17 protein-coding genes are annotated in these 20,130 nt (G+C 67.8%); 3 read left to right on the top strand and 14 right to left on the bottom strand.

The window, feature by feature from the left end; translation table 11 throughout:
- The 3 genes from JHD80_RS17940 to JHD80_RS17930 all read left to right on the top strand — a co-directional run.
- The coding region (locus tag JHD80_RS17940; protein ID WP_199090113.1) for a copper-translocating P-type ATPase at positions 1-1,671 on the top strand (1,671 nt) is incomplete at its 5' end.
- On the top strand, positions 1,668-1,841 hold the full coding sequence (ccoS, locus tag JHD80_RS17935) for a cbb3-type cytochrome oxidase assembly protein CcoS (protein ID WP_199090111.1): 174 nt from the start codon (positions 1,668-1,670) through the stop codon (positions 1,839-1,841). The genes JHD80_RS17940 and ccoS, both read left to right, overlap by 4 nt.
- 383 nt (positions 1,842-2,224) lie before the next feature.
- Positions 2,225-4,558 carry a DNA translocase FtsK gene (locus JHD80_RS17930; protein ID WP_248311628.1) on the top strand — a complete coding sequence of 778 codons (2,334 nt, stop codon included), beginning with the start codon at positions 2,225-2,227 and terminating at the stop codon, positions 4,556-4,558.
- Between the two features lie 165 nt (positions 4,559-4,723).
- On the opposite strand, the gene JHD80_RS17925 is transcribed toward JHD80_RS17930, so the two are convergent.
- The 14 genes from JHD80_RS17925 to JHD80_RS17860 all read right to left on the bottom strand — a co-directional run bounded on the left by JHD80_RS17925 (position 4,724) and on the right by JHD80_RS17860 (position 20,130).
- Positions 4,724-5,548 (bottom strand): inositol monophosphatase family protein, encoded by an 825-nt coding sequence (locus JHD80_RS17925; protein ID WP_199090104.1) that lies wholly within the window; start codon positions 5,546-5,548, stop codon positions 4,724-4,726.
- Positions 5,545-6,387, bottom strand: a complete 843-nt coding sequence (locus JHD80_RS17920) for an endonuclease/exonuclease/phosphatase family protein (RefSeq protein WP_199090102.1) — start codon at positions 6,385-6,387, stop codon at positions 5,545-5,547. Before JHD80_RS17920 ends, JHD80_RS17925 begins: the two co-directional genes overlap by 4 nt.
- 14 nt (positions 6,388-6,401) lie before the next feature.
- On the bottom strand, positions 6,402-7,265 hold the full coding sequence (locus JHD80_RS17915; RefSeq protein WP_199090094.1) for a carbohydrate ABC transporter permease: 864 nt from the start codon (positions 7,263-7,265) through the stop codon (positions 6,402-6,404).
- Complete coding sequence (locus JHD80_RS17910) at positions 7,262-8,140, bottom strand: carbohydrate ABC transporter permease (RefSeq protein WP_199090092.1); 879 nt, start codon at positions 8,138-8,140, stop codon at positions 7,262-7,264. The genes JHD80_RS17915 and JHD80_RS17910 overlap by 4 nt, the downstream gene beginning before the upstream one ends.
- Positions 8,141-8,150: 10 nt before the next feature.
- The gene (locus JHD80_RS17905) at positions 8,151-9,440 is read right to left on the bottom strand and encodes an ABC transporter substrate-binding protein (RefSeq protein ID WP_199090090.1); all 1,290 of its coding nucleotides are present in this window, start codon (positions 9,438-9,440) and stop codon (positions 8,151-8,153) included.
- Between the two features lie 53 nt (positions 9,441-9,493).
- Positions 9,494-10,531: an ABC transporter ATP-binding protein gene (locus JHD80_RS17900; RefSeq protein ID WP_199090088.1), complete on the bottom strand. Its 1,038-nt coding sequence runs from the start codon at positions 10,529-10,531 to the stop codon at positions 9,494-9,496.
- Positions 10,532-10,811: 280 nt separating this feature from the next.
- Positions 10,812-12,098, bottom strand: coding sequence for an acyl-CoA thioester hydrolase/BAAT C-terminal domain-containing protein (locus JHD80_RS17895; protein ID WP_199090081.1), 1,287 nt, complete (start codon positions 12,096-12,098; stop codon positions 10,812-10,814).
- Between the two features lie 181 nt (positions 12,099-12,279).
- Positions 12,280-13,848 carry an ABC transporter substrate-binding protein gene (locus tag JHD80_RS17890; protein WP_199090071.1) on the bottom strand — a complete coding sequence of 523 codons (1,569 nt, stop codon included), beginning with the start codon at positions 13,846-13,848 and terminating at the stop codon, positions 12,280-12,282.
- Complete coding sequence (locus JHD80_RS17885) at positions 13,845-14,870, bottom strand: ABC transporter ATP-binding protein (protein WP_199090069.1); 1,026 nt, start codon at positions 14,868-14,870, stop codon at positions 13,845-13,847. Before JHD80_RS17885 ends, JHD80_RS17890 begins: the two co-directional genes overlap by 4 nt.
- Positions 14,867-15,856 carry an ABC transporter ATP-binding protein gene (locus JHD80_RS17880; RefSeq protein WP_199090061.1) on the bottom strand — a complete coding sequence of 330 codons (990 nt, stop codon included), beginning with the start codon at positions 15,854-15,856 and terminating at the stop codon, positions 14,867-14,869. Before JHD80_RS17880 ends, JHD80_RS17885 begins: the two co-directional genes overlap by 4 nt.
- On the bottom strand, positions 15,853-16,752 hold the full coding sequence (locus tag JHD80_RS17875) for an ABC transporter permease (RefSeq protein WP_199090059.1): 900 nt from the start codon (positions 16,750-16,752) through the stop codon (positions 15,853-15,855). The genes JHD80_RS17880 and JHD80_RS17875 overlap by 4 nt, the downstream gene beginning before the upstream one ends.
- On the bottom strand, positions 16,749-17,723 hold the full coding sequence (locus JHD80_RS17870) for an ABC transporter permease (RefSeq protein ID WP_199090057.1): 975 nt from the start codon (positions 17,721-17,723) through the stop codon (positions 16,749-16,751). Before JHD80_RS17870 ends, JHD80_RS17875 begins: the two co-directional genes overlap by 4 nt.
- Positions 17,723-19,177 carry a SidA/IucD/PvdA family monooxygenase gene (locus JHD80_RS17865; RefSeq protein ID WP_199090055.1) on the bottom strand — a complete coding sequence of 485 codons (1,455 nt, stop codon included), beginning with the start codon at positions 19,175-19,177 and terminating at the stop codon, positions 17,723-17,725. Before JHD80_RS17865 ends, JHD80_RS17870 begins: the two co-directional genes overlap by 1 nt.
- Positions 19,174-20,130: a LysR family transcriptional regulator gene (locus JHD80_RS17860; RefSeq protein WP_199090053.1), complete on the bottom strand. Its 957-nt coding sequence runs from the start codon at positions 20,128-20,130 to the stop codon at positions 19,174-19,176. The genes JHD80_RS17865 and JHD80_RS17860 overlap by 4 nt, the downstream gene beginning before the upstream one ends.

The following is a 20,130-nucleotide window of genomic DNA, read 5'->3' as shown; positions in this document are numbered from 1 at the left end:
ATCACCATCGGCGTCGTGCTGGCGCTCGCCATGTCCGTCGCCGAGACCTGGACCCACGGCCGCCACGCTTATTTCGACGGCGTTGTGATGCTGCTCTTCTTCCTGCTGATCGGGCGCTATCTCGACCAGCTCATGCGCCGCCGCACCCGCGACCTCGCCGGCAACCTCGCTGCCCTCAAGGCCGAGACTGCGACGAGGCTCTCCGACGACGGAAGCTGGACGGTCACGCCGATCGCGGCGATCGCGCCCGGCGACCGCGTCCTAGCCCGCCCGGGCGAGCGCGTCTCGGTCGACGGCATCGTCGAGACCGGCCATTCCGAGCTCGACCAAAGCCTCGTCACCGGCGAAACCGCGCCTGCCGCGATCGGCGCAGGCGAGCGCGTCCATGCCGGCACGCTCAACCTGACGGGCGCCTTGACCATCCGCGTCGAAGCCGCCGGCCAAGGCACGCTGCTCGACGAGATCGACCGGCTGATGAGTGAGGCCGTCGGCAGCCGCTCGCGTTATGTCCGCCTCTCGGACCGCGCGGCGCGGCTCTACGCGCCGGTGGTCCATACGCTGGCGGCGGCGACCTTCCTTGGCTGGCTCGCCTGTGGGCTGAGCTGGCCCGAGGCGCTGATGATCGCGGTGACGGTCCTCATCATCACCTGCCCCTGCGCGCTCGGCCTTGCGATCCCCGCCGTGCAGGTCGTCGCGGCCTCCGCCTTGTTCAAGCGCAAGATCATGCTCAAGGAGGGCGATGCGCTGGAGCGTCTCGCCGAGGCAGATATCGCCGTCTTCGACAAGACGGGAACGCTGACCCTGCCAGAGCCCGAGATCCTCAATCCCGAGGCGTTGCCGGCCGAACGGCGAGCCGAGATCGGAGCGCTCGCAGCATCCAGCACCCACCCGCTGGCGCAGGCTCTGGCCCGCGCCCTCGGCGCCACCTCTCCGCGAACGGATATCCATGAGGAGCGCGGGCACGGCCTGTCGGCCGGAGAGGGGGACGGCGAGCAGCGCCTCGGCAGCCTCGCCTTCTGCGATGCCGAGGCGGAAGCCGCGCCGGTGAAGGCACAACATCCGGGCACCTCGCTGATCGCATATCGTCACGGCACCTATCGCACCGTTCTGGCGCTCGGGCAGAGCCTGCGGCCGGATGCGCGGGCGACGATCGACGCCCTGCGTGCGGCGGGGCTGGAGATCGCGATCCTCTCCGGCGACCGGTCGGAAGCCGTCGCGCCGATCGCCGCCGCGCTCGGCATCGCGCATGTGGAGGCCGGGCTGCTGCCCGCCGACAAGCTGAACCTGCTCGACGCCATGGCGGCCAACGGCCGGAAGGTCCTGATGGTCGGCGATGGGTTGAACGATGCGCCGGCGCTCGCGGGCGCGCATGTCTCGCTCTCGCCGGTCAGCGCCACCCATCTGGCGCAGGCGGCAGCCGACATCGTCTTCCTCAGCGACAGCCTCGCGCCCGTCTCGGCCGCGCTGGATATCGCACGGAAGGCGCGCGGGTTGATGCTGCAGAACCTGTGGTTCGCCGTGCTCTACAACGCGGTCGCGGTGCCGATCGCCATCGCCGGGTTGGCGACGCCGCTGGTCGCCGCCGTCGCCATGTCGGGCTCGTCCCTGGTCGTGACCCTCAATGCCCTGCGCGCGCGCGGCCGCAAGGCGCCGTCGGAGGCCGGCGCATGAACATCATCGTCATCCTGTTTCCCCTTGCGCTCGGGCTCGGCCTGCTGGGCCTGGGCGCCTTCTTCTGGTGCATGCGATCAGGCCAGTTCGCCGATCTCGAAGGCGCCGCCTGGCGCGTGCTCCAGGACGACGATGCTGCCGCATCGCCCGTGGAAAAGCAGCCGCGCTGACGCTTGCGGCTGGGTCGAGCGCGCCAGCTTCGGACACCGAAAAGGAGACTGCCGGAACGGTCTCTTAACCCTGCCGGGCTAGGACTGGGTCTCAGGTTAACGAAGCGTAGTGTTCGCCTAAGCCCATGCAAAAACTGGATCGTCTCCGCCGCGCGAACGCCGTCGTTTCCGAGGATAATCCCCTCGTTCAACCACAGCAGACCGCACTGCCTGCAACCCCGGAAACCTCTGCCGCGGAACCGCTTCGCAGCGAGTCGGCGCCGACCAGCTCCTGGCCGACCTATGTCCGCCCGTCGCGTTCGGGCGACGCGCAGCGCAAGCTGGCGCAGGCCGAACGGGAGCTCTCCGCCTCGCCGGTCCTCGGGCCACGATTCGACATCAGCTTGTCCCCGAACGCGCCCGCACCGGGCGAGAGCCGCGTCCGCTTCTGGCGCACGCCGGATCACCTGATCCGGCAGGTCTGGGGCGCGCCCGGCAGCGAGCCGGTGCCAGAACCCGCAATGGACGAGGCGGTCGATGTCGAGCTGACATACGACGCGGACGAGAACGCTTTCGTCGATGAGATGCAGCCCATCGAGACCGGTTTCGGACCTCCCGCAGAGGTCGCCGGCTACCCGGAACAGGACGTCGCGACGCCGCTCGACTTCATCTCGGATCACGCCTTCTGGGAATGCGTGCCCGAGGCCGAGCGCGATGACGCGGATTTCGCGTTCGCTCCCGCCGCGCCGTCGATGATCGCGGACGCGATGGCCTATGCTCCGGCCGTCGCTTTTGAAGAGCCGCCGGTCGCGATGCGCGAAACTACGCCGATCGCGCTCGCAGCCCCGGTCGTCGCGCGCTCCTGGTCCGGTTTCGGCTGGGGGCAGAGCTATCAGGTCAGCTTCCAGATCGCGACGCCGTCCTGGTCGATGCCGGTCACACAGGCGCCCGTGGTCGAGGATGAGCTTCCGATTCCGGCCGAGCCCATGGTCACGGCGAAACCCGGCGTGCCGCTGGCGCGCAGCACGCGGCCTCTGGTCGAGCCCAAGCCGGTTCAGCCCAAGCAGGTCCAGCCCGCGTCGGCCCAGCCCGCCCCCGCTCAGCCCGAACCCGTTCGTCCGGAGCCGGTCGCGACCGAGTCGGCCAAGGTCACCCCGTTCCGGGCCAAGCTCCGCCTCGTCGAACTGCCCGTCGTGCAGGATGCCGGCTTTCAGCTCCCGCCGATCGAGTTCCTGGCCGAGCCGCCGCAGGAGCAGGCGGAGACCATGCCGGTCGAGATGCTCCAGCAGAACGCCGGTCTTCTCGAGGGCGTGCTGGAGGATTTCAACATCCGCGGCGAGATCGTCCAGGCCTGCCCCGGTCCGGTCGTCACCTTGTACGAGCTGGAGCCCGCCCCCGGTATCAAGAGTTCCCGCGTCATCTCCCTTGCCGACGACATCGCGCGTTCGATGAGCGCGGTGTCGGCGCGTGTGGCCGTGGTGCAGGGCAAGAACGCGATCGGCATCGAGTTGCCCAACGCCCGCCGCGAGACCGTCTTCCTGCGCGAGCTTCTGGCGAGCCAGGATTTCGAATCGACCAAGCACAAGCTCGCGCTCTGCCTCGGCAAGACCATCGGCGGCGAGCCGGTGATCGCCGATCTCGCCCGCATGCCGCACCTGCTCGTGGCGGGCACCACCGGCTCGGGCAAGTCGGTGGCGATCAACACCATGATCCTGTCGATCCTCTACCGGCTGAAGCCCGAAGAGTGCCGCCTGATCATGGTCGATCCCAAGATGCTGGAGCTCTCGGTCTATGACGGCATCCCGCATCTGCTCACCCCCGTCGTCACCGATCCCAAGAAGGCGGTCGTCGCCCTGAAATGGGCGGTGCGCGAGATGGAGGAGCGCTACAAGAAGATGTCGAAGCTCTCGGTGCGCAACATCGATGGCTTCAATGCCAGGGTCGGCGAGGCCAAGGCCGCCGGCGAGGTCATCACGCGGACCGTCCAGACCGGCTTCGACAAGCATTCGGGCGAGGCGATCTATGAGGAGGAGGTCATGGACCTCGAGCCTCTGCCCTATATCGTCGTCATCGTCGACGAGATGGCCGACCTGATGATGGTCGCCGGCAAGGAGATCGAGGGCACGATCCAGCGCCTCGCCCAGATGGCGCGTGCCGCCGGCATCCATGTCGTGCTCGCCACGCAGCGCCCCTCGGTCGACGTCATCACCGGCACGATCAAGGCGAACTTCCCGACCCGCATCTCTTTCCAGGTCACCAGCAAGATCGACTCGCGCACGATCCTGGGCGAGATGGGCGCCGAGCAGCTTCTGGGCCAGGGCGACATGCTCTACATGGCCGGCGGCGGGCGCATCACCCGCGTCCACGGACCCTTCGTCTCGGACAACGAGGTTGAGAAGGTCGTCGCCCATCTCAAGACGCAAGGCCGCCCGCAATATCTCGACGCCGTCACCTCCGAGGAGGAGGAAGCGGGCGAGGACGAGGACGGCGCCGTCTTCGACAAGACCGGCATGGGCTCGACCGACTCGGACGATCCCTACGAGCAGGCGGTCGCTGTCGTGCTGCGCGACAAGAAGGCCTCGACCTCCTATATCCAGCGCCGCCTCCAGATCGGCTACAACCGCGCCGCATCCATCATGGAGCGCATGGAGAATGAGGGCATCGTCGGGCCCGCAAACCATGCAGGCAAACGCGAGATCCTCGGAGAAGGTCCGCGTCAGCGCGACGACGAGGACTGAGCGCCTTCTGGCGAAAGGGCGGTCAATCCGGGCGACCGAAGGGAGACCCGGGATCCATGCCTGATCCCTGCCGGGAATGCTCTGGCATGGATCCCGGATCGGCGCGACTGCGTCGCTTGTCCGGGATGACGTCGAGGTTGTTTCGGAGCCGAGGCTTGGCGCCGCTCAATCCAGCAGGATTGACCTGATCTCCTGCCAGCTCGCCTCGTTGGGCGCGCAGAGCAGGCCGGCCGGGCGCTCGGTCGGCGAATAGGGCCGGCCGTCGAGCAGGCGCGCATGGCCGCCGGCCTCGCCGTAGAGCAGCACGCCCGGCGCATGGTCCCAGGGGTTGAGCACGCCATAGAGCAGGAATTGCAGGCGTCCTGCCGCCGCCAGCCGGTATTCCTGCCCGCAGCAACGCAGCGAGCCGACTTCGAGGAAGGCTGGGAAGCGGCCGGGAAGCGTGCTGCGCAGCGGCTCCGGAAAATATTGCCAGCTCGCCATGCCGTTCATTTGCCGCGTCGCGACGGCCGGCGCGACGCGCAAATCACGGCTCGTGCCGTTCTCATGGCTCAGCCATGCGCCTTCGCCGCGCAGCGCCATAGCGCTGTCATCGGCCGTCGGATCATGGATCACGGCGGCGACGATCTCGCCCTGGACGACGACTGCGGCCATCACGGCGAAGAGCGGGAGGTCGCTGGCATAGTTCAGCGTGCCGTCGATCGGGTCGATGACGAAGGCGAGCTCGGCTTGCTCCAGCTTCGAGAGCAGGGACGGGTCTTGCGCCACGGCCTCCTCGCCGATCAGCACGGCGCCCGGAAAAGCCTTGGCCAGCTCGTCGCAGATGAAGCGTTCGGCCGCCTCGTCTGCCTCCGTGACGACATCGACCGGGTTCTGCTTGGCGCGGATATCGCCGGCCGCCAACCGGCGGAAACGCGGCATCACCTCGCTGCGGGCGGCCTCGCGCAGGATGGCGTCGAGCCGCTCGTGGTCCTGCCGGGTAAAGATCATCCGAGATCGAACTCGACGAGGATCGGTTGGTGGTCCGAGGCGCGCGTCTCGATGTCGTAGATGATCGAGCGCGCCCGCTCGGCGAGATCCGGCGTCGCCAGCACATAGTCGAGGCAGCCCGGCGGGCCGTAGGTCTGGTCGCAGATGAAGGCGGAGGGCGGATGCGGCTCGGTGCCCTTCAAGACCGGCCAGAGATCGACCAGCGGCGGCACGTCGCCAGCGAACGGCGCGAGCAGTTGCGCCATACCGGCATCGTCCGGGCGCATGTTGAAATCGCCGGTGAGGATCGCGCTCGCCGCGTTCGGCGTCGGCGCATAGGTGTGTGGGCCGGGCTGGCGCGGCGTCGCCTGTCGCGCGGCCGCCATACGGTGGATCTGCCGGATGCCCTCGACCTGGGCCGAACGCAGCACGGGCGACGAATATTCCAGATGGGTCGTCATCACCCGGATCGGGCCGAAGGGCGTCTCGATCATCGCCTCGACCAGCACGCGCGGCATGTTGCGTGTCTCAGCCGCTTCCCAGGGCAGGACATGGCGCAAGGCCTGCGCCACAGGCAATCGCGACAGGATCAGGTTGCCGAAGCGCTTGCGGCCTCCTTCGCTATCCGGGATATCGACACCGATCGCCTCGATTGCGTTGAAGCCAGGTAGCAATTCGCTGAACAGCGCGAACTGGTCGGTGCGGTCATTGCCGTCGAGGTCGGGGAAATTGGCCGCGACCTCCTGCAGGCAGAGCACGTCGAAATCGGCCATCTGCCGGGCATGATCGATGATGCGGCGCGGATCGACCTTGTCGTCGACGCCGCGGGCCCACTGGATGTTCCAGGTGATCAGCTTCATCGGTGGGCCGTTCCTTACTTGATGCCGGCGCGCATGAAGCTCTGCACGAACTGGCGCTGGAACAGCAGGAAGCCGACGAGCAGCGGCGCCGAGGTCATCAAGGTCGCCGCGCAGATCACCGCCCAGTCGATGCCCTGGTCGGCCGAGGAGAAGACCTGCAAGCCGACCGTCAATGGCCGCGACTCGACGGAGTTCGTGACGAGCAGTGGCCAGAGGAAGTTGTTCCAGTGATAGCTCACCGAGACGAGGCCATAGGCGACATAGGTCGGCTTCGCCAGGGGCACATAGACCCGCATCAGCACCTGCAATGGACTTGCGCCCTCGACGCGGGCGGCGTCGTCCAGTTCCTTCGGCACGGTCTTGAAGGTCTGGCGCAGCAGGAAGATGCCGAAGGCCGAGGCGATATAGGGCAGGGCGATCGCCGGGATCGTGTCGATCAGGTTGAGCTTGGCGAGCGTACGGTAGTTCTCGACGATCAGCGCGTCCGGCATGATCATCAGCTGCGCCAGGATCAGCACGAAGGCGACGTCGCGGCCCCAGAAATCCTGACGTGCCAGTGCATAGGCCGCGAGCGTGCCCAGCACGATCTGAAAGACCAGTATCAGCGTGACCAGGATGAAGGTGTTGAGGAAATAGCGGGCGAAGGGCGCCGCCGCCCAGGCCCGCGTAAAATTGTCGAGCGTCAAGGGCGCGGTCAGCACGAAGCGGGTGGTGTATTCGGCCGGGTGGAACGCGGCCCAGACGGCATAGGCGAGCGGCAGCACCCAGATGAGCGCAAGCAGGATCGCACCGGTGGATTCCAGCGTGAGCGCGAGGCCCTTGGGCGCGTAAGGATCGCTGCGCGTCGCGGCGGGTGCGGGGTGGGGCGCGGCGCTCATTGATAATGCGTCCTGCGTTCGAGCCAGCCGTACTGGACGAAGGCTACGAGCGCGAGCAGCGCCAGCAGCACGCAGGTCAGCGTCGCCGCGTAGGCCGTGTCCCAGAAGCCGAAGCCGACCTGGTAGATGTAGTAGAGCAGCAGCGTCGTGGCGTTGTCCGGCCCGCCGCGCGTCATCACCACGATATGGTCGACCATGCGGAAGGCGTTGATCACCGCGTTGATCAGTACGAACAGCGTCGTCGGCATCAGCAGCGGGAACTGGATGCGCCGGAAGAAGGTCCAGCGCGAGGCGCCCTCGATTGCTGCAGCCTCGCCCAGGCTGGGCGGGATCGCCTGCAGCGCCGCGAGGTAGAAGATCATGAAGAAGCCGGCTTCCTTCCAGATCGCGACGATGGTGATGGCGTAGAGCGCGGTATCCTGGGAGCCCAGCCAGTTGGTCGAGCGCGCGCCGAACAGGCCGGTGATCTGCTCCAGAAGCCCGTATTGCGGCGTGTAGAAGAACAGCCAGATATTGGCGACCGCGATCATCGGCAGGATCGTCGGCGTGAAATAGGCCATGCGCACGAGCGTGCGCCCCGCGATCCGGTCATTGACCCAGACCGCCATCAGCAGCGCCAGCGCGATCGAGGTGGGGATCGTGCCGAGCGCGAACCAGAGATTGTTGCTCAGCGCCTTCCAGAAGATCGGGTCGGCCAGCATCTGCTGGTAGTTGTCGAGCCCGATGAAGCGCGCCGGGCGGCGCGCCTTCGGTGTCGAATGGAAGCTCTCGATGAAGCTCGCGACCGCGGGCCAATGCGTGAACAGGGCCAGGCAAGCCATGGCCGGCAGCAGGAGCAGCCAGCCATGGATCGTCGCGGTCGCGCGGTTCGTCATCGCGGCGGGATCAGCGATAGGCCTTGAGGATGCGCTCGGCCTCGGCCTGCGCCTCCTCCATGGCCTTCTGCGGCGTCTTTGTGCCGGTCAGCGCCGCCTGCAACCCGTCGTTCAGCGCCTTGGTGACGCGCTGGTTCTCATGCGTCGAGAGCTCGGCCACCGCGCTGGAGAGCTGGTCGCGCGCGACGATCGCCTGCGGGAAGTCGGCGACGTATTTCTTCATCGCCTCGGTCTCGTAGGCGGCCGGCGTCACACCGACATAGCCGGTATCGGCGCTCCACTGCGCGGCGCGCTCTGGCGTGGTGATCCAGCGCACGAACTTGAAGGCGGCTTCCTGCTCGGCCTTTGTGGCCTTCTTCGAGAGGTAGAAATTGCCGCCGCCGGTCGGGCTGCCAGGCTTCTTGCCGGCCGGCAGAACCCCGACGCCGAAGGGGAACTTCGCGTTGGCGCGGACATTGGTCAGGTTGCCCGTGGTGGTCCACATCATCGCGACCTTCTTCTCGAAGAAATCGCGCGGCGTGGTGCCCCATTCGACGATGCCGGGCGGATGGACCTTGTATTTCTGCGCAAGGTCGACCCAGTACTGCAGCGCCTCGACGACGCCCGGATTGGCATAATCGGTCTTGTCGCCGGCCGCATTGGCGAGAATCGCGCCGGCCTGGGTCGAGAGGCCCTGGAACAGCCAGTAGGGGAAGCCGGAAGAGGGGATCTGGATGCCCCATTGCGTGGTGTTGCCGGCAGCGTCGCGCTTGGTCAGCTTCTGCGCGAACTCGACCTGCTCGGCCCAGGTCTTCGGCGGCTTCTCCGGGTCGAGCCCGGCTTCCTTGAAGAGGTCCTTGTTCCAGTAGAGCACCACGGTGGAGCGCTGGAACGGGATGCCCCAGGTCTTGCCGCCGGTCTGGCTGTTCTCCATGAAGCCGGGATAGAAGCTGGCGAGCCACTTCTTGTCTTCGTCGGTCTTGACGAAGTCGTCGAAGGGCACGATCGCCTCTTCGTCGATCAGCGTGAACATGTCCGTCGAAAGCAGCACCGAGAGAACCGGCGGCGTGCCGCTCTTATGCGCGGTCAGCGCCTTGACGATGGTTTCCTGATAGGTGCCGGCATAGATCGGCTTCAGCTTGACCGACGGATTGTCCTTCTCGAAGCCGGCAGCGTAGTTGTCGATCAGCTTGGTGATCGGCCCGCCGACGGCGACGGGATAGAAGAACGAAAGCTCGGTGCTCTGCGCCCGGGCGATGCCGGGCAGAGCGGTCGCGCCCGCAAAGGCGGCCGTGCCGCCAAGAAATTCACGCCTGTCCATAATATCCTCTCTCCCTTGCTGGGATGGTCCGCACGTCCGACGCTCCGGCCGGTTCAGTTGCGAACCACCTTCCGTTCGGACGCCAGATCGAACCAGTGCAGCGCCGATTGTGACAACGTGATGTAGATCTGTTCGCCGGCTGTGGCCCGCACTTTTCCGGGCCGCTTGACGATGAAGGAGTGGCCGTCGATCCGGGTTTCGAGCAGCGTGTCGGAGCCGAGATATTCGACCGCGACGACATCGGCGGCAACGCCGCTTTCGCCGATTTCGACCATCTCGGGGCGGATGCCGGCCGCGAGGCTCGCGGGGTCGAGACCATCGGGAGCCGTGATCGCGCCGCCGCGCGCCTGCACGGTCGCCAAAGGCAGCACGTTCATCGGCGGCGTGCCGACGAAGCGGGCCGCGAAGATCGTCGCCGGGTTCTCGTAGAGCACGTCCGGCGGGGCGTCCTGCTCGATCCGGCCGTTGCGCATCAGCACGACCTGGTCGGCCATGGTCATCGCCTCGACCTGATCATGCGTGACATAGACCATGGTCATGCCGAGCCGCTGCTGCAATTCGCGGATCTCGCGGCGCATCTCGACGCGCAACTGGGCGTCGAGATTGGAGAGCGGCTCGTCCATCAGGCAGACCGGCGCCTCGGCGACGATGGCGCGGCCGAGCGCGACGCGCTGCTGCTGGCCGCCGGAGAGTTGCGAGGGCTTGCGTTCGAGCAGGGCGGAGAGGCCGAGGATCGAGGCGGCACGCGCGAGGCGCTCGTCGCGCTCGGCACGCCCGACCTTGCGCACCTTGAGCCCGAACAGGATGTTCTCGGCGACGCTCAGATGCGGGAACAGCGCATAGTTCTGGAAGACCATGGCGATGCCGCGCTGCGAGGGCGAGGCATGGGTGACGTTGCGCCCGCCGATCTCGATGGTGCCACTGCTGGTGTCCTCGAGGCCGGCGATCAGCCGGAGCGTGGTCGACTTGCCGCAGCCGGAGGGGCCGAGCAGCGCGACGAGATTGCCGCCTTTGACGGTGAAGCTGATGGCATCGACCGCGGCGGCGCCGCCCCAGGTCTTCGAAACCGTCTTCAGCGCTACAGAAACCATTCGTGATCCGGTGAGCCGAGGTCATGGTGAGCCGGCACAGCAGCAGCGCTGCGCCGGCATGGCGTCAGCGGGACCATGACGCCAAATTTCTCGCCCGCACAAGAGGCCGCAGGCCTGCCGATGGCGACTCGGCTCGGATGTCCCTACGGCGCCTTGGACTTCGCGATTCTCGACGGAACCGCTCCGCCCTCCCGGACAAGCGGCGAAGCGGCGCCGATCCGGGATGACGATGTGATTCCGAGAATGATCTGCCCCCGAGCGTGCCGGGTGCAGCGCGCGTTCAGCCGGCCGTCCCGCCATGGCGCCTGACGAAGGCAAGGGCCGCCTCCCAGGCGCCCGCATTGGCCTCGGCATTGGCAGCGGGGGTGCCGCCCATCGTCGTCGCGATGCCGCTGACCGGGTGCCGGTGGGCGATGCGGGTCGCCGGCGTATAGGGAAACAGGATGGAATGGCCGGCGGCGGGCCAGTTCTTCCAGAGAACCTCGTGCGGGTGCCCGGCCGCGAGCAGGCTCGATTGCACGATCAGCGAATAGAGATCGGAAGGCCAGGCGCCGTCGTCGCCGCCCGAGACCAGCAGGACCGGCCCGGCGATCCGCTCCACCGGGATGCGGGCGCGGGCCATGGCGGCGGGGTCACCGAGGGCGGTGCGCATCGCATCGGCATTGCGGCGCGTATCTGTCGCCTCGTCATAGGGCTTCCAGCTTGCTGTCGCGTTGTCCTGCCATTGATGGACGAGCGGCCTGCCATCCAAGGTCCAGCAGGGACCGTCGCGCCCGAGCCCCGGAGCGGGATCGGCCGCCGCTTGGCCGCCATGCACGAAGGCGCTCGGCACATAGCCCAGCACGGCCGAGACCTTGTCGGGGAAGGTCGCGCCGAGCAGGAGCGCAAGTTCGCCGCCGCGCGATTGCCCGGCGACGGCGACGAAATCGTTCTTCGGGCGAACGCGGGCGCGCAGCCAGTCGATCCCGCGCGCAAAATATTCGAGAGGGGTGTTCGAGATGTATCGCGGCAGGCCAGGAGCGCCGAAATAGCCGAGCGCCAACGCCGCGACACCGCGCGAGGCCCAGAGCGCGGCGCGCGGCTCGTTGATGCCGCCGCCAGAGCCGTTGAGGATCATGATCGCCGGATGCGGACCTTCGCCGGCCGGCAGGAACAGTGTCCCGACGAGCTCGTCCTCGGCGAGCGGATGCCGCGTCACGCCCTCAGTCATCAGTATCTGGCTGAAGCCACCCGACGCCACGGGCTCGCCACCGATCAGGGCGGTGAGCGTGGTCTCCAGCGGCTGGGCCATGTCGGCATGAAACAGTTCGCCCTCGCCGTCCTGCGCGCAGACCAGCCCCATCGCGGCGACGCCTTCGTAGTCGCCCCGTAGCGGCGCGTCGCGCCCGAGATCGACGGTTCCGGCGGCATCGGCCGCGAACACGGCTTGCGCACGCCAGGGACGGCCGCCGCGCGGCGTTTCCGCGGCGACGGTCACCTCCGCGCCCGCCGGCAGTCCGGTCAGGACGATCCGGCGTGGCACGTCGATCAGGTCGACCGCGGGGCTGATCGAGAAGGCGGCGGGCATGGCGGTTTGCGTCTCCGTCAGGTTCGGATCGTGCTGACTTTTCTCGGAACCGCGCCGTCATCCCGGGCTTGCCCCGGGATCCATCGAGGAGCGCCGCCCTCTACGATAGATCCGGGATCGGCGCGGCTTCACCGCTTGGGGATGACGCCTGGGTTCTGTCAAAAACCAGCGGGTTAGGAGGTCACTTAACCTTGCTGACCTGCATGGCGACGGTGCGGTCGCTGTTCCAGGGCACGACCTTGAGGTCCGGCCGGCTCGCCCAGATGTTCTTGTAATGGTAGAGCGGGATGATCCCGACATCGTCCATCACCACCTTGACGGCATCCTTGATGATCGCCTCGCGCTTGGGGTCATCGAACTCTGCGCCGGCCTTGGCGAGGGCCTCGTCCAGCTTCGGATTGCTGTAGCGGCCCCAGTTCGAGGCGCCGAGCCCCCGAGCATTGTCGTTCGTCGCGAGGATCGAGGTCATCGCATAGGTGCCTTCGCCGGTGCCGTTGCCCCAGCCGATCACGCTCATCGCGTAGTCGTTCTTGTTCGCGCCGGTGACATAGACCGAGAAGGGCACCACCTCGACCTGGGTCTCGACGCCGATGCGGGTCCAGAATTGGGCGACGGCCTGCGCGGTCTCCGGTGCCAGCGGATAGCGCTCGCCCGGCACATGCATGGTCAGCTTGAAGCCGTCGGGATAGCCGGCCTCGGCCAGCAGCGCCTTGGCCTTGGTCGGATCGACCGCGATCTTGGCGTAGTCGGGATTGTAGCCGAAGGTGTCGGCCGGCATCCATTGCGTCGCGACGGTGACGCCGCCGCGCGCGACACGGTCGGCGATGGCCTCGCGATTGATCGCCATGTTGAGCGCCCGGCGCACGCGCACGTCGAGCAGCGGGTTCTTGTCGAGCGGCTTGCCGGCCTTGTCGGTGATGAACTTCGACGGCGCCGGGTTGAAGCTCGGCTGCAGGATCAGCGCGCGCAGGCCGGGATAGGACCAGACCTTGACCTTGGGGTTCTTCTCCAGCTTCTCGATATCGGAGAACGAGACCTTGTCGATCATGTCGACATCGCCCGAGAGCAGCGCCGCGGTGCGCGCCGCCGGGTTGGCGATGTAGCGATAGCTCACCTTGTCCCACTCGGCCTTCTCGCCCCAGTAGGTGTCGTTGCGCTTCATCTCGATGCGGTCCCCCGGCGTGTAGCTGACGAAGGCATAGGGGCCGTCCACGACCATCGCCTTGCCGCTGTTGTAGTCGTCGGTGGTCGCGGTCTGGCCGATATGCTTGCTGACGATATAGATGCTGGAGATGTTGATCGGCAGCAGCGGGTCCGGTTCCTTGGTGGTGATCACCAGCGTCTGCGGGTCCTTGACCTCGACCTTGGCGACGCTGCGCAGGAAGCTCTTGAAGCTGGCTACCGAGCCCGGCACGTTCTGGGCGCGCTCATAGGAAAAGGCGATGTCCTCGGCGGTCACCGGCTTGCCGTCGGTCCAGACCGCCTTGTCGCGAATCTTGAATTCCCAGGTCGTCGGCGAGGTGTTCTTCCAGGCGGTGGCGAGACCCGGAGCCATGCCGCCGATCGTCTTCTGCGCGACGATCGCGGGGAAGAAATGCTGCGAGACCGAATGGTCGCCGGCATAGTTGTTGAGCTGCGGATCGATCGCGGAGACCGGGTCGGCGAAGCCGATGCGCAGGTCTTCCGCCGCGGCGGCGCCCGCGAAGGCGATCAGCGCCGCGGACAGGGCAAGCGTGCTCAGTTTGGTCATGCGATCTCTCCTGTTTGCGCGCGGGCTGGAGCCGCGGACGCGTCGTTGAGGTGGCAGGCGGAACGATGGCCCGGCGCGATTTCGCGCAGCGCGGGTCTTTCGACGCGGCAGCGGTCGAAGGCGGCCGGGCAGCGCGGATGGAAATGGCAGCCGGGCGGCGGGGCGGCCGGGCTCGGAATCTCGCCCTTGACCGGCGCATAGACGCGCCGCCGCTGCTTGAGGTCGGGAATCTCCGCCAGCAGCCCCTGCGTATAGGGGTGGTTCGGACGGGCAAAGAATCGGGCGGCCGGCGCGTCCTCGACGATGCGGCCGAGATACATGATGACGACGCGGTCGGCGATGTGCTGGACGACGCGCAGGTCGTGGCTGATGAAGAGATAGGTGAGATCCAACTCGCGCCGGAGCTGCATGAACAGGTTGAGGATCTGCGCCTGGATCGAGACGTCGAGCGAGGCGACGGATTCATCGCAGACCAGGAAGCGCGGCTGCATGGCGAGCGCGCGGGCGATCGAGATGCGCTGGCGCTGGCCGCCGGAGAACTGGTGCGGGAAGCGCTGGCGATAGGCCGGATCGAGCCCGGCCCGGCGCATCTGCGCGCAGACATAGTCGTCGATCTCGGACCGGTTCGCGATGCCGTGGACCAGCGGCGCCTCGCCGATCGCTTCCGCGACCCGCATCCGCGGATTGAGGCTCGCTTGCGGGTCCTGGAAGATCAGTTGCACGTCGCGATGCACCGAGCGGTCGCCCTGCGGCGAGCGCCCGAAGACTTCGACCTCGCCCGTGCTCGGCGGCAGCAGGCCTGCGGCGATGCGCCCGAGCGTGGATTTGCCGGAGCCGGATTCGCCGACGAGCCCGATGAATTCCCCGGTCGGGATGGTCAGGTCGATGCCGTCGAGCGCGTGGATGATCGGCTGCCGCTTGGCCAGGTGCAATTTGACAGCGAGCCCGGCGGCGCGGCCGAAATGCCGGGTCAGCTTGCGCGTCGCGAGCGCGGGGGCGGAGGGTGTGGCGGTCACGGTCATGCCGACACCTCGGCGGCCGAGGCGGGGCCGGACAGCGGATGGAAGCAGCGCAAGCGATGCGCGCTTTCCGTGAAGGCCGGCTGGCGCTCGCAAGCGTCGTCGCGGCGCGAACAGCGCGGCCCGAAGGCGCAGCCCTGGGGCGGATCGACCATGTCGGGCGTCGTGCCGGGAATCTGGACCAGCATCGAGCCCGGCTTGCTCGCCCCCGGCAGGCTGCCGATCAGCCCGGCCGTGTAGGGATGGCTCGGCTGGTCGAGCACGGCATCGACGCTGCCCTGCTCGACGATGCGCCCGGCATACATCACCGCGATCTCGTCGGCGATGCCAGCGATCACCGAGAGGTCATGCGTGATCCAGAGCAGGGCGGTGCCGCTCTCGCGGGTCAATTGCTGCACCTCGGCCAGGATCTGCGCCTGGATCGAGACGTCGAGCGCGGTGGTCGGCTCGTCCGCGATGATCAGGTCGGGCTTATTGATCAGCGCGATCGCGATGGCGACGCGCTGGCGCATGCCGCCGGAGAGCTGGTGCGGATAGGCGTCGAGCCTTGCCTCCGGGCTCGGGATGCCCATGGCGCCGAGCAGGTCGCGCGCCCGGACACGCGTCGTGGCCTCACCGACGCTCTCATGCGCGCGGACCGTCTCGATCATTTGCGTGCTGATCCGGAGCACCGGATTCAGCGTCATCATCGGATCCTGGAAGACCATGGCGATGCGGTTGCCCCGCAGGCGGCGCATGGCTTCCTCGTCGAGCCTGGTCAGGTCCTGTCCCCGGAACAGGATCTCGCCGCTGAGGATCCGGCCGGGCGGGTCGATCAGCCCCATGATCGAGAAGCCGGTGACCGATTTGCCCGAGCCGCTCTCGCCGACGAGGCCGAGCGTCTCGCCGGCGCGCAAGGTGAAGGAGACGTCGCGCACGGCGTCGAGATCGCCGCGATCGGTGCGGAAGCGCGTGCGTAGATCGCGGACTTCGAGGAGAGGCGCGGTCATTTCAGCGCCCTCGGATCGAGCACCTCGCGCAGGCGGTCGCCGACGAGGTTGATCGCGACGATGGCCGCGAGCAGCGTCAGGCCCGGGAAGAAGCTGATCCAGTATTCGCCCGACAGCATGAACTGGAAGCCGTTGGCGATCAGCAGGCCGAGCGAGGGCTGCGTCACCGGGGCGCCGAGCCCGAGGAAGGACAGCGTCGCCTCCAGCGTGATGGCGCGGGCGACCTGTAGTGCGGCGATGACCAATAGCGGCGGCAGGCAGTTCGGCAGGACATGGCGCAGCAGGATGCGCGAGGTCGGCAGGCCGAGACCGCGCGCGGCCTCGAAATAATCGCGCTTGCGCTCGACCAGCGCCTGGGCGCGGGCGGTGCGGGCGTAATAGGCCCATTCCAGCAGCACCAACGTCAGCACGACATTGCCGATGCCCCTGCCGAGCAGCGCCAGCATCAGGAGCGCGACCAGGATCGAGGGCAGCGACATGATGAGGTCGACGAGCCGCATGATCAGCGCATCGATGAAGCCGCCGCTCCAGGCCGCGATCAGCCCGAGCAGGATGCCGATCAGGCCGGCGAGCAGCGCCGAGCCGACGCCGACGGTGAGGCTGGTCCTGAGCCCGTAGAGAATCGCCGAGAACAGGTCGCGGCCCTGTCCGTCCGTGCCCAGGAGATAGGTGATGTCGGTGCCCATCGAGGTCGAGCCTGGCTGCAGGCGCGCGTCGAGCACATCGATAGCGGCGAGGTCGAACGGGTTCTGCGGCGCGATCTGCGGCGCGAACACGGCGCCGATGACGAGCAGCCCCAGCAGGCCGAGCCCGATCAGGGCGGAGGGCGCGCGCAGGAAGCGGCGCAGCGCGCTGTTCGCGGGGCGGCGGGCGGAGGCGGCGGGAACCGTGGTCATGCCGAGGCCTCCTCGCGGACGCGCGGATCAAGGAAGCGGTAAAGGATGTCGACGACGAGGTTGATGATGACGAACAGCGTCACCACCACCAGCAGATAGGCCGTCACCACCGGTCGATCGAGCGCGTTGATGCTGTCGAGGATGAGCTTGCCCGAGCCCGGCCAGGCGAAGATGCTCTCGGTCACCACCGCGAAGGCGATGGTCGAGCCGAGCTCCAGCCCGAGCACGGTCACCAGCGGGATCATGATGTTGCGCAGGATATGCATCACCACGATCCGGCCGCGGCGCAGGCCCTTGGCGCGGGCGAAGCGGACATAGTCGAGTGGCAGGACCTCGCGCACGCCGGCCCGCGTCAGCCGGATCACCAGCGAGACCTTGAACAGCGAGAGGTTGATCGCCGGCAGCAACAGGTGGCGCCAGCCGTTCAGCGTCAGGAACGACCATTCGACGCCGAAGACGCGCACCGTCGTGCCGCGTCCGCTCGCCGGCAGCCAGCCCAGCGAGACGCTGAAGGTCATGATCAGCAAGAGCCCGACCCAGAAGGTCGGCAGCGAGAAGCCGAGGATGCTGCCGGTCTGGATCAGTTTCGAGAAGGTGCGCTCGGGATAGAGCCCGGCATAGAGCCCGAGCGGCACGCCCAGGATGATCGCGAAGATCGTCGCGGCGAAGGCGAGCTCCAGCGTCGCCGGCAGGCGCTGCAGGATCAGCGTCACCGCCGGCACGTTATAGACGAAGCTGCGGCCGAGATCGCCCTGCAGGGCGCTGCGCGCGAAGTTCAGATATTGCTCCCAGAGCGGCCGGTCGAGGCCGAGGCGTGCGACAAGCTCGGCCCGTTCGATCTGCGTCGCGTCCGGCGCCAGCAGGAGATCGGCGGGGTTGCCGACGGCATGCAGCCCGAGGAAGACCACGAGCGACATCGCGAAGATGACGAGGAGCGCCTGCGCGACGCGCTGGAGCAGCCACCCGAGCATCAGGCCGACACCTTCGCCGGCTCGGGCAGGATCGGCACCCATTCGTCGCCGAAGATCTCGGGCTCGGAATACGCCTGGCCGCGCTGGAAATGGACCTCGATATCCTCGCGAAAGAGGCTCGACGCGATCGCCTGCGAGAGCCGCTCGGCGCCGTCGCTGATCGCGGGGATGTCGCCGGAAACCGTGCCATGCGACATCATTGCCGGGTAGCAGAAGCAGTGGATGCGTTCGAGCCCGGGGCAGGTGCCGGACAGCTTGGGCTGAAATTCGAAGGCAGGCCCGAGATCGGGCATGGCGCCGAGGCTCGGTTCGGCGTCTTCGGGCATGCCGCGATCGACCCAGTTGCGGGCGCAGGCCGCGATCTCCTTGAGGAAGGGCCGGGTGCCCCAATCGACCTTGAAGCCGGTCGAGAAGATCATGAAGTCGAAGCGCATTGTGCCGGCGCTGGTCTCGACGACGATCTCGTCGCCGTCCATCCGGGCCGAGATCAACGCAGTGCCCTGCCGGAAGAAGGCGTTGGGATGACGCGAGACGCGCAGCACGCTGGCGCGCGGCGGCGGCACCTGTTCGCGGGCGACATAGCTGTTGATCCGCCATTTCCAGGCGTCGGGCAGGTGGCGATAGCCGGCGATCGAGCCGGGATGGCCCATGCCCTTGCCGCGATTGATCCGGGGGATGTCGCGGCGTCGGATCAGCAGGTCGACGCTGGCCGCGCCGGCTTCGAGCGCCGTGCCGGCGCTGTCCATCGCCGAGGCGCCGGCGCCGATCACCGCGACCCGCTTGCCGCGCAGCGAGGCATAGTCGTTATTGTCCGAGGAATGGGCCCAGCGCTCTCGCGGCAGGCTCTCCGCGATCTCCGGCACGGCCGGGCCGCCGAGCCCGTCGCGGCCGGTCGCGAGCACGACATGGCGCGCCAGCACGCGCTGGCGGCCTGCGGGCGTGTCGATCTCCAGCGTCGCATGCTCGGGGCCGAGATGGATCATCGCGATCCCGTGGCCGTTGCGGATATCGAGCGCGAGAACATCGCGGAACCAGCGCAGATAATCCATCCACATCAGGCGCGGGATCTTGTCGAGGGCCTCCCAGTCCGCTGCGTCGAACTGCGCTTCGTACCAGGCACGGAAGGTCAGCGATGGTATGCCGAGCGCCGGCCCGGTCAGGGTCTTCGGCGAGCGCAGCGTCTCCATCCGCGCCGTGGTCGCCCAGGGACCTTCGAAGCCCTGCGGGCGCCGGTCGAAATTGACGGCGCGCAGGCCGATATTGCGAAAGGCTGCGGCAGCGGCGAGGCCGGCCATGCCGGCGCCGATGATCGCGACGTCGAGCACGGGCTCGCCCGCGACGCTGCGTTCCGGCACCCAGGGGGCGGCCGGCAGGGTCAGCAGTTCGAGCTCGCGGGCGACGCGCCGATTCAGCGCCTCCAGCCCTTCCGGTGCCCCGGCCTGTTTCTCGGTCACAGCCGCGTCTCCTGTTTGGTCAGCGAGGCGAGGAGCGCATGGTGCTCTTCGGGCGGGATCAGGTTGAAATCGGCGAGCCGCCTCTCGGCGCTCGTCCTGAGCGCGGCGATCAGGTCGCGGGCCTTGTCGGAGATGGTGACGCCGCGCGCGGTCACGACGCCGAAGCAATAGGGGATCGAGGTCGCCAGCGGCTTGATGCGGATGCCGGGCGTCGGGTTTCCGGTCAGCGTCAACGGCTCGACGATGGCGATGCCGGCGCCGGCCCGTATGAAGGACAGCACGTTCATGGTCGAGGTCGTGCGGATCCGGACCCGGACATCGACATTGGCCGCGTGGAGCGCTGCGCGGATGCGCGCCGGAAAGCCGCGGCGCAAGGACATGCCGACGAGGTCCCGCCCCGCCAGGGCATGAAGATCGATCGGCCCTTCGACTTGGGCGAGCGGATCGCTCTCCGGCACCGCGAGCACGCAAGGTGCCGTGCCCAGCCATTCGAGCGCGAGGTCCCGGTGCAGCAGCGGCGCGCTGGTCGCGCCGAACTGCGCATCGCCGGAAATCACCGCGTTCTGCACGCGATCGGGATTCTCGACCTCGATGGCGAGCCGCGGCGCATCCGCCCCGTTCCAGGCATCGGTCAGCAGGCCGAAGGCGAGCGACGATACCGCCGATATCCGGATCGGCGGCTCGGCCTCGCCGATCACCTCGCGGGCGCGCTCCCATAGGTTGACGAAGCCGGCCAGCGCCCGCTCGACATCGTCGCGCAGCACCATCCCCTTCTGCGTCAGCACGAGACGCTGGCCGACACGCTCGAACAGCGGCTGGCCGAGATCGCGCTCCAGCTCCTGGATCATCCGGCTGACCGAAGGCTGGGACACGCCCAGATGCTTCGCCGCCGCCGTGACGCTGCCGAGCGAGGCGACCTGCAGATAGGCCTCGAGGATCTTGAGGCGGCTCAT

Origin of the sequence: Allobosea sp. ASV33, from assembly GCF_016428755.1 — a bacterium.
Lineage (GTDB): Bacteria > Pseudomonadota > Alphaproteobacteria > Rhizobiales > Beijerinckiaceae > Allobosea.
Note: the sequence above shows the minus strand (reverse complement) of the source record. Positions and strands in the feature narration are given on the sequence as shown.

What these genes read in the sequence shown, in the direction of transcription:
- JHD80_RS17870 (WP_199090057.1), bottom strand. Translation starts at nt 17,723, where the DNA reads ATGCTCGGGTGGCTGCTCCAGCGCGTCGCGCAGGCGCTCCTCGTCATC.
- JHD80_RS17920 (WP_199090102.1), bottom strand. Translation starts at nt 6,387, where the DNA reads ATGAAGCTGATCACCTGGAACATCCAGTGGGCCCGCGGCGTCGACGAC.
- JHD80_RS17925 (WP_199090104.1), bottom strand. Translation starts at nt 5,548, where the DNA reads ATGATCTTTACCCGGCAGGACCACGAGCGGCTCGACGCCATCCTGCGC.
- JHD80_RS17875 (WP_199090059.1), bottom strand. Translation starts at nt 16,752, where the DNA reads ATGACCACGGTTCCCGCCGCCTCCGCCCGCCGCCCCGCGAACAGCGCG.
- JHD80_RS17900 (WP_199090088.1), bottom strand. Translation starts at nt 10,531, where the DNA reads ATGGTTTCTGTAGCGCTGAAGACGGTTTCGAAGACCTGGGGCGGCGCC.
- JHD80_RS17895 (WP_199090081.1), bottom strand. Translation starts at nt 12,098, where the DNA reads ATGCCCGCCGCCTTCTCGATCAGCCCCGCGGTCGACCTGATCGACGTG.
- JHD80_RS17890 (WP_199090071.1), bottom strand. Translation starts at nt 13,848, where the DNA reads ATGACCAAACTGAGCACGCTTGCCCTGTCCGCGGCGCTGATCGCCTTC.
- JHD80_RS17905 (WP_199090090.1), bottom strand. Translation starts at nt 9,440, where the DNA reads ATGGACAGGCGTGAATTTCTTGGCGGCACGGCCGCCTTTGCGGGCGCG.
- JHD80_RS17910 (WP_199090092.1), bottom strand. Translation starts at nt 8,140, where the DNA reads ATGACGAACCGCGCGACCGCGACGATCCATGGCTGGCTGCTCCTGCTG.
- JHD80_RS17880 (WP_199090061.1), bottom strand. Translation starts at nt 15,856, where the DNA reads ATGACCGCGCCTCTCCTCGAAGTCCGCGATCTACGCACGCGCTTCCGC.
- JHD80_RS17915 (WP_199090094.1), bottom strand. Translation starts at nt 7,265, where the DNA reads ATGAGCGCCGCGCCCCACCCCGCACCCGCCGCGACGCGCAGCGATCCT.
- JHD80_RS17885 (WP_199090069.1), bottom strand. Translation starts at nt 14,870, where the DNA reads ATGACCGTGACCGCCACACCCTCCGCCCCCGCGCTCGCGACGCGCAAG.
- ccoS (WP_199090111.1), top strand. Translation starts at nt 1,668, where the DNA reads ATGAACATCATCGTCATCCTGTTTCCCCTTGCGCTCGGGCTCGGCCTG.
- JHD80_RS17860 (WP_199090053.1), bottom strand. Translation starts at nt 20,130, where the DNA reads ATGAGCCGCCTCAAGATCCTCGAGGCCTATCTGCAGGTCGCCTCGCTC.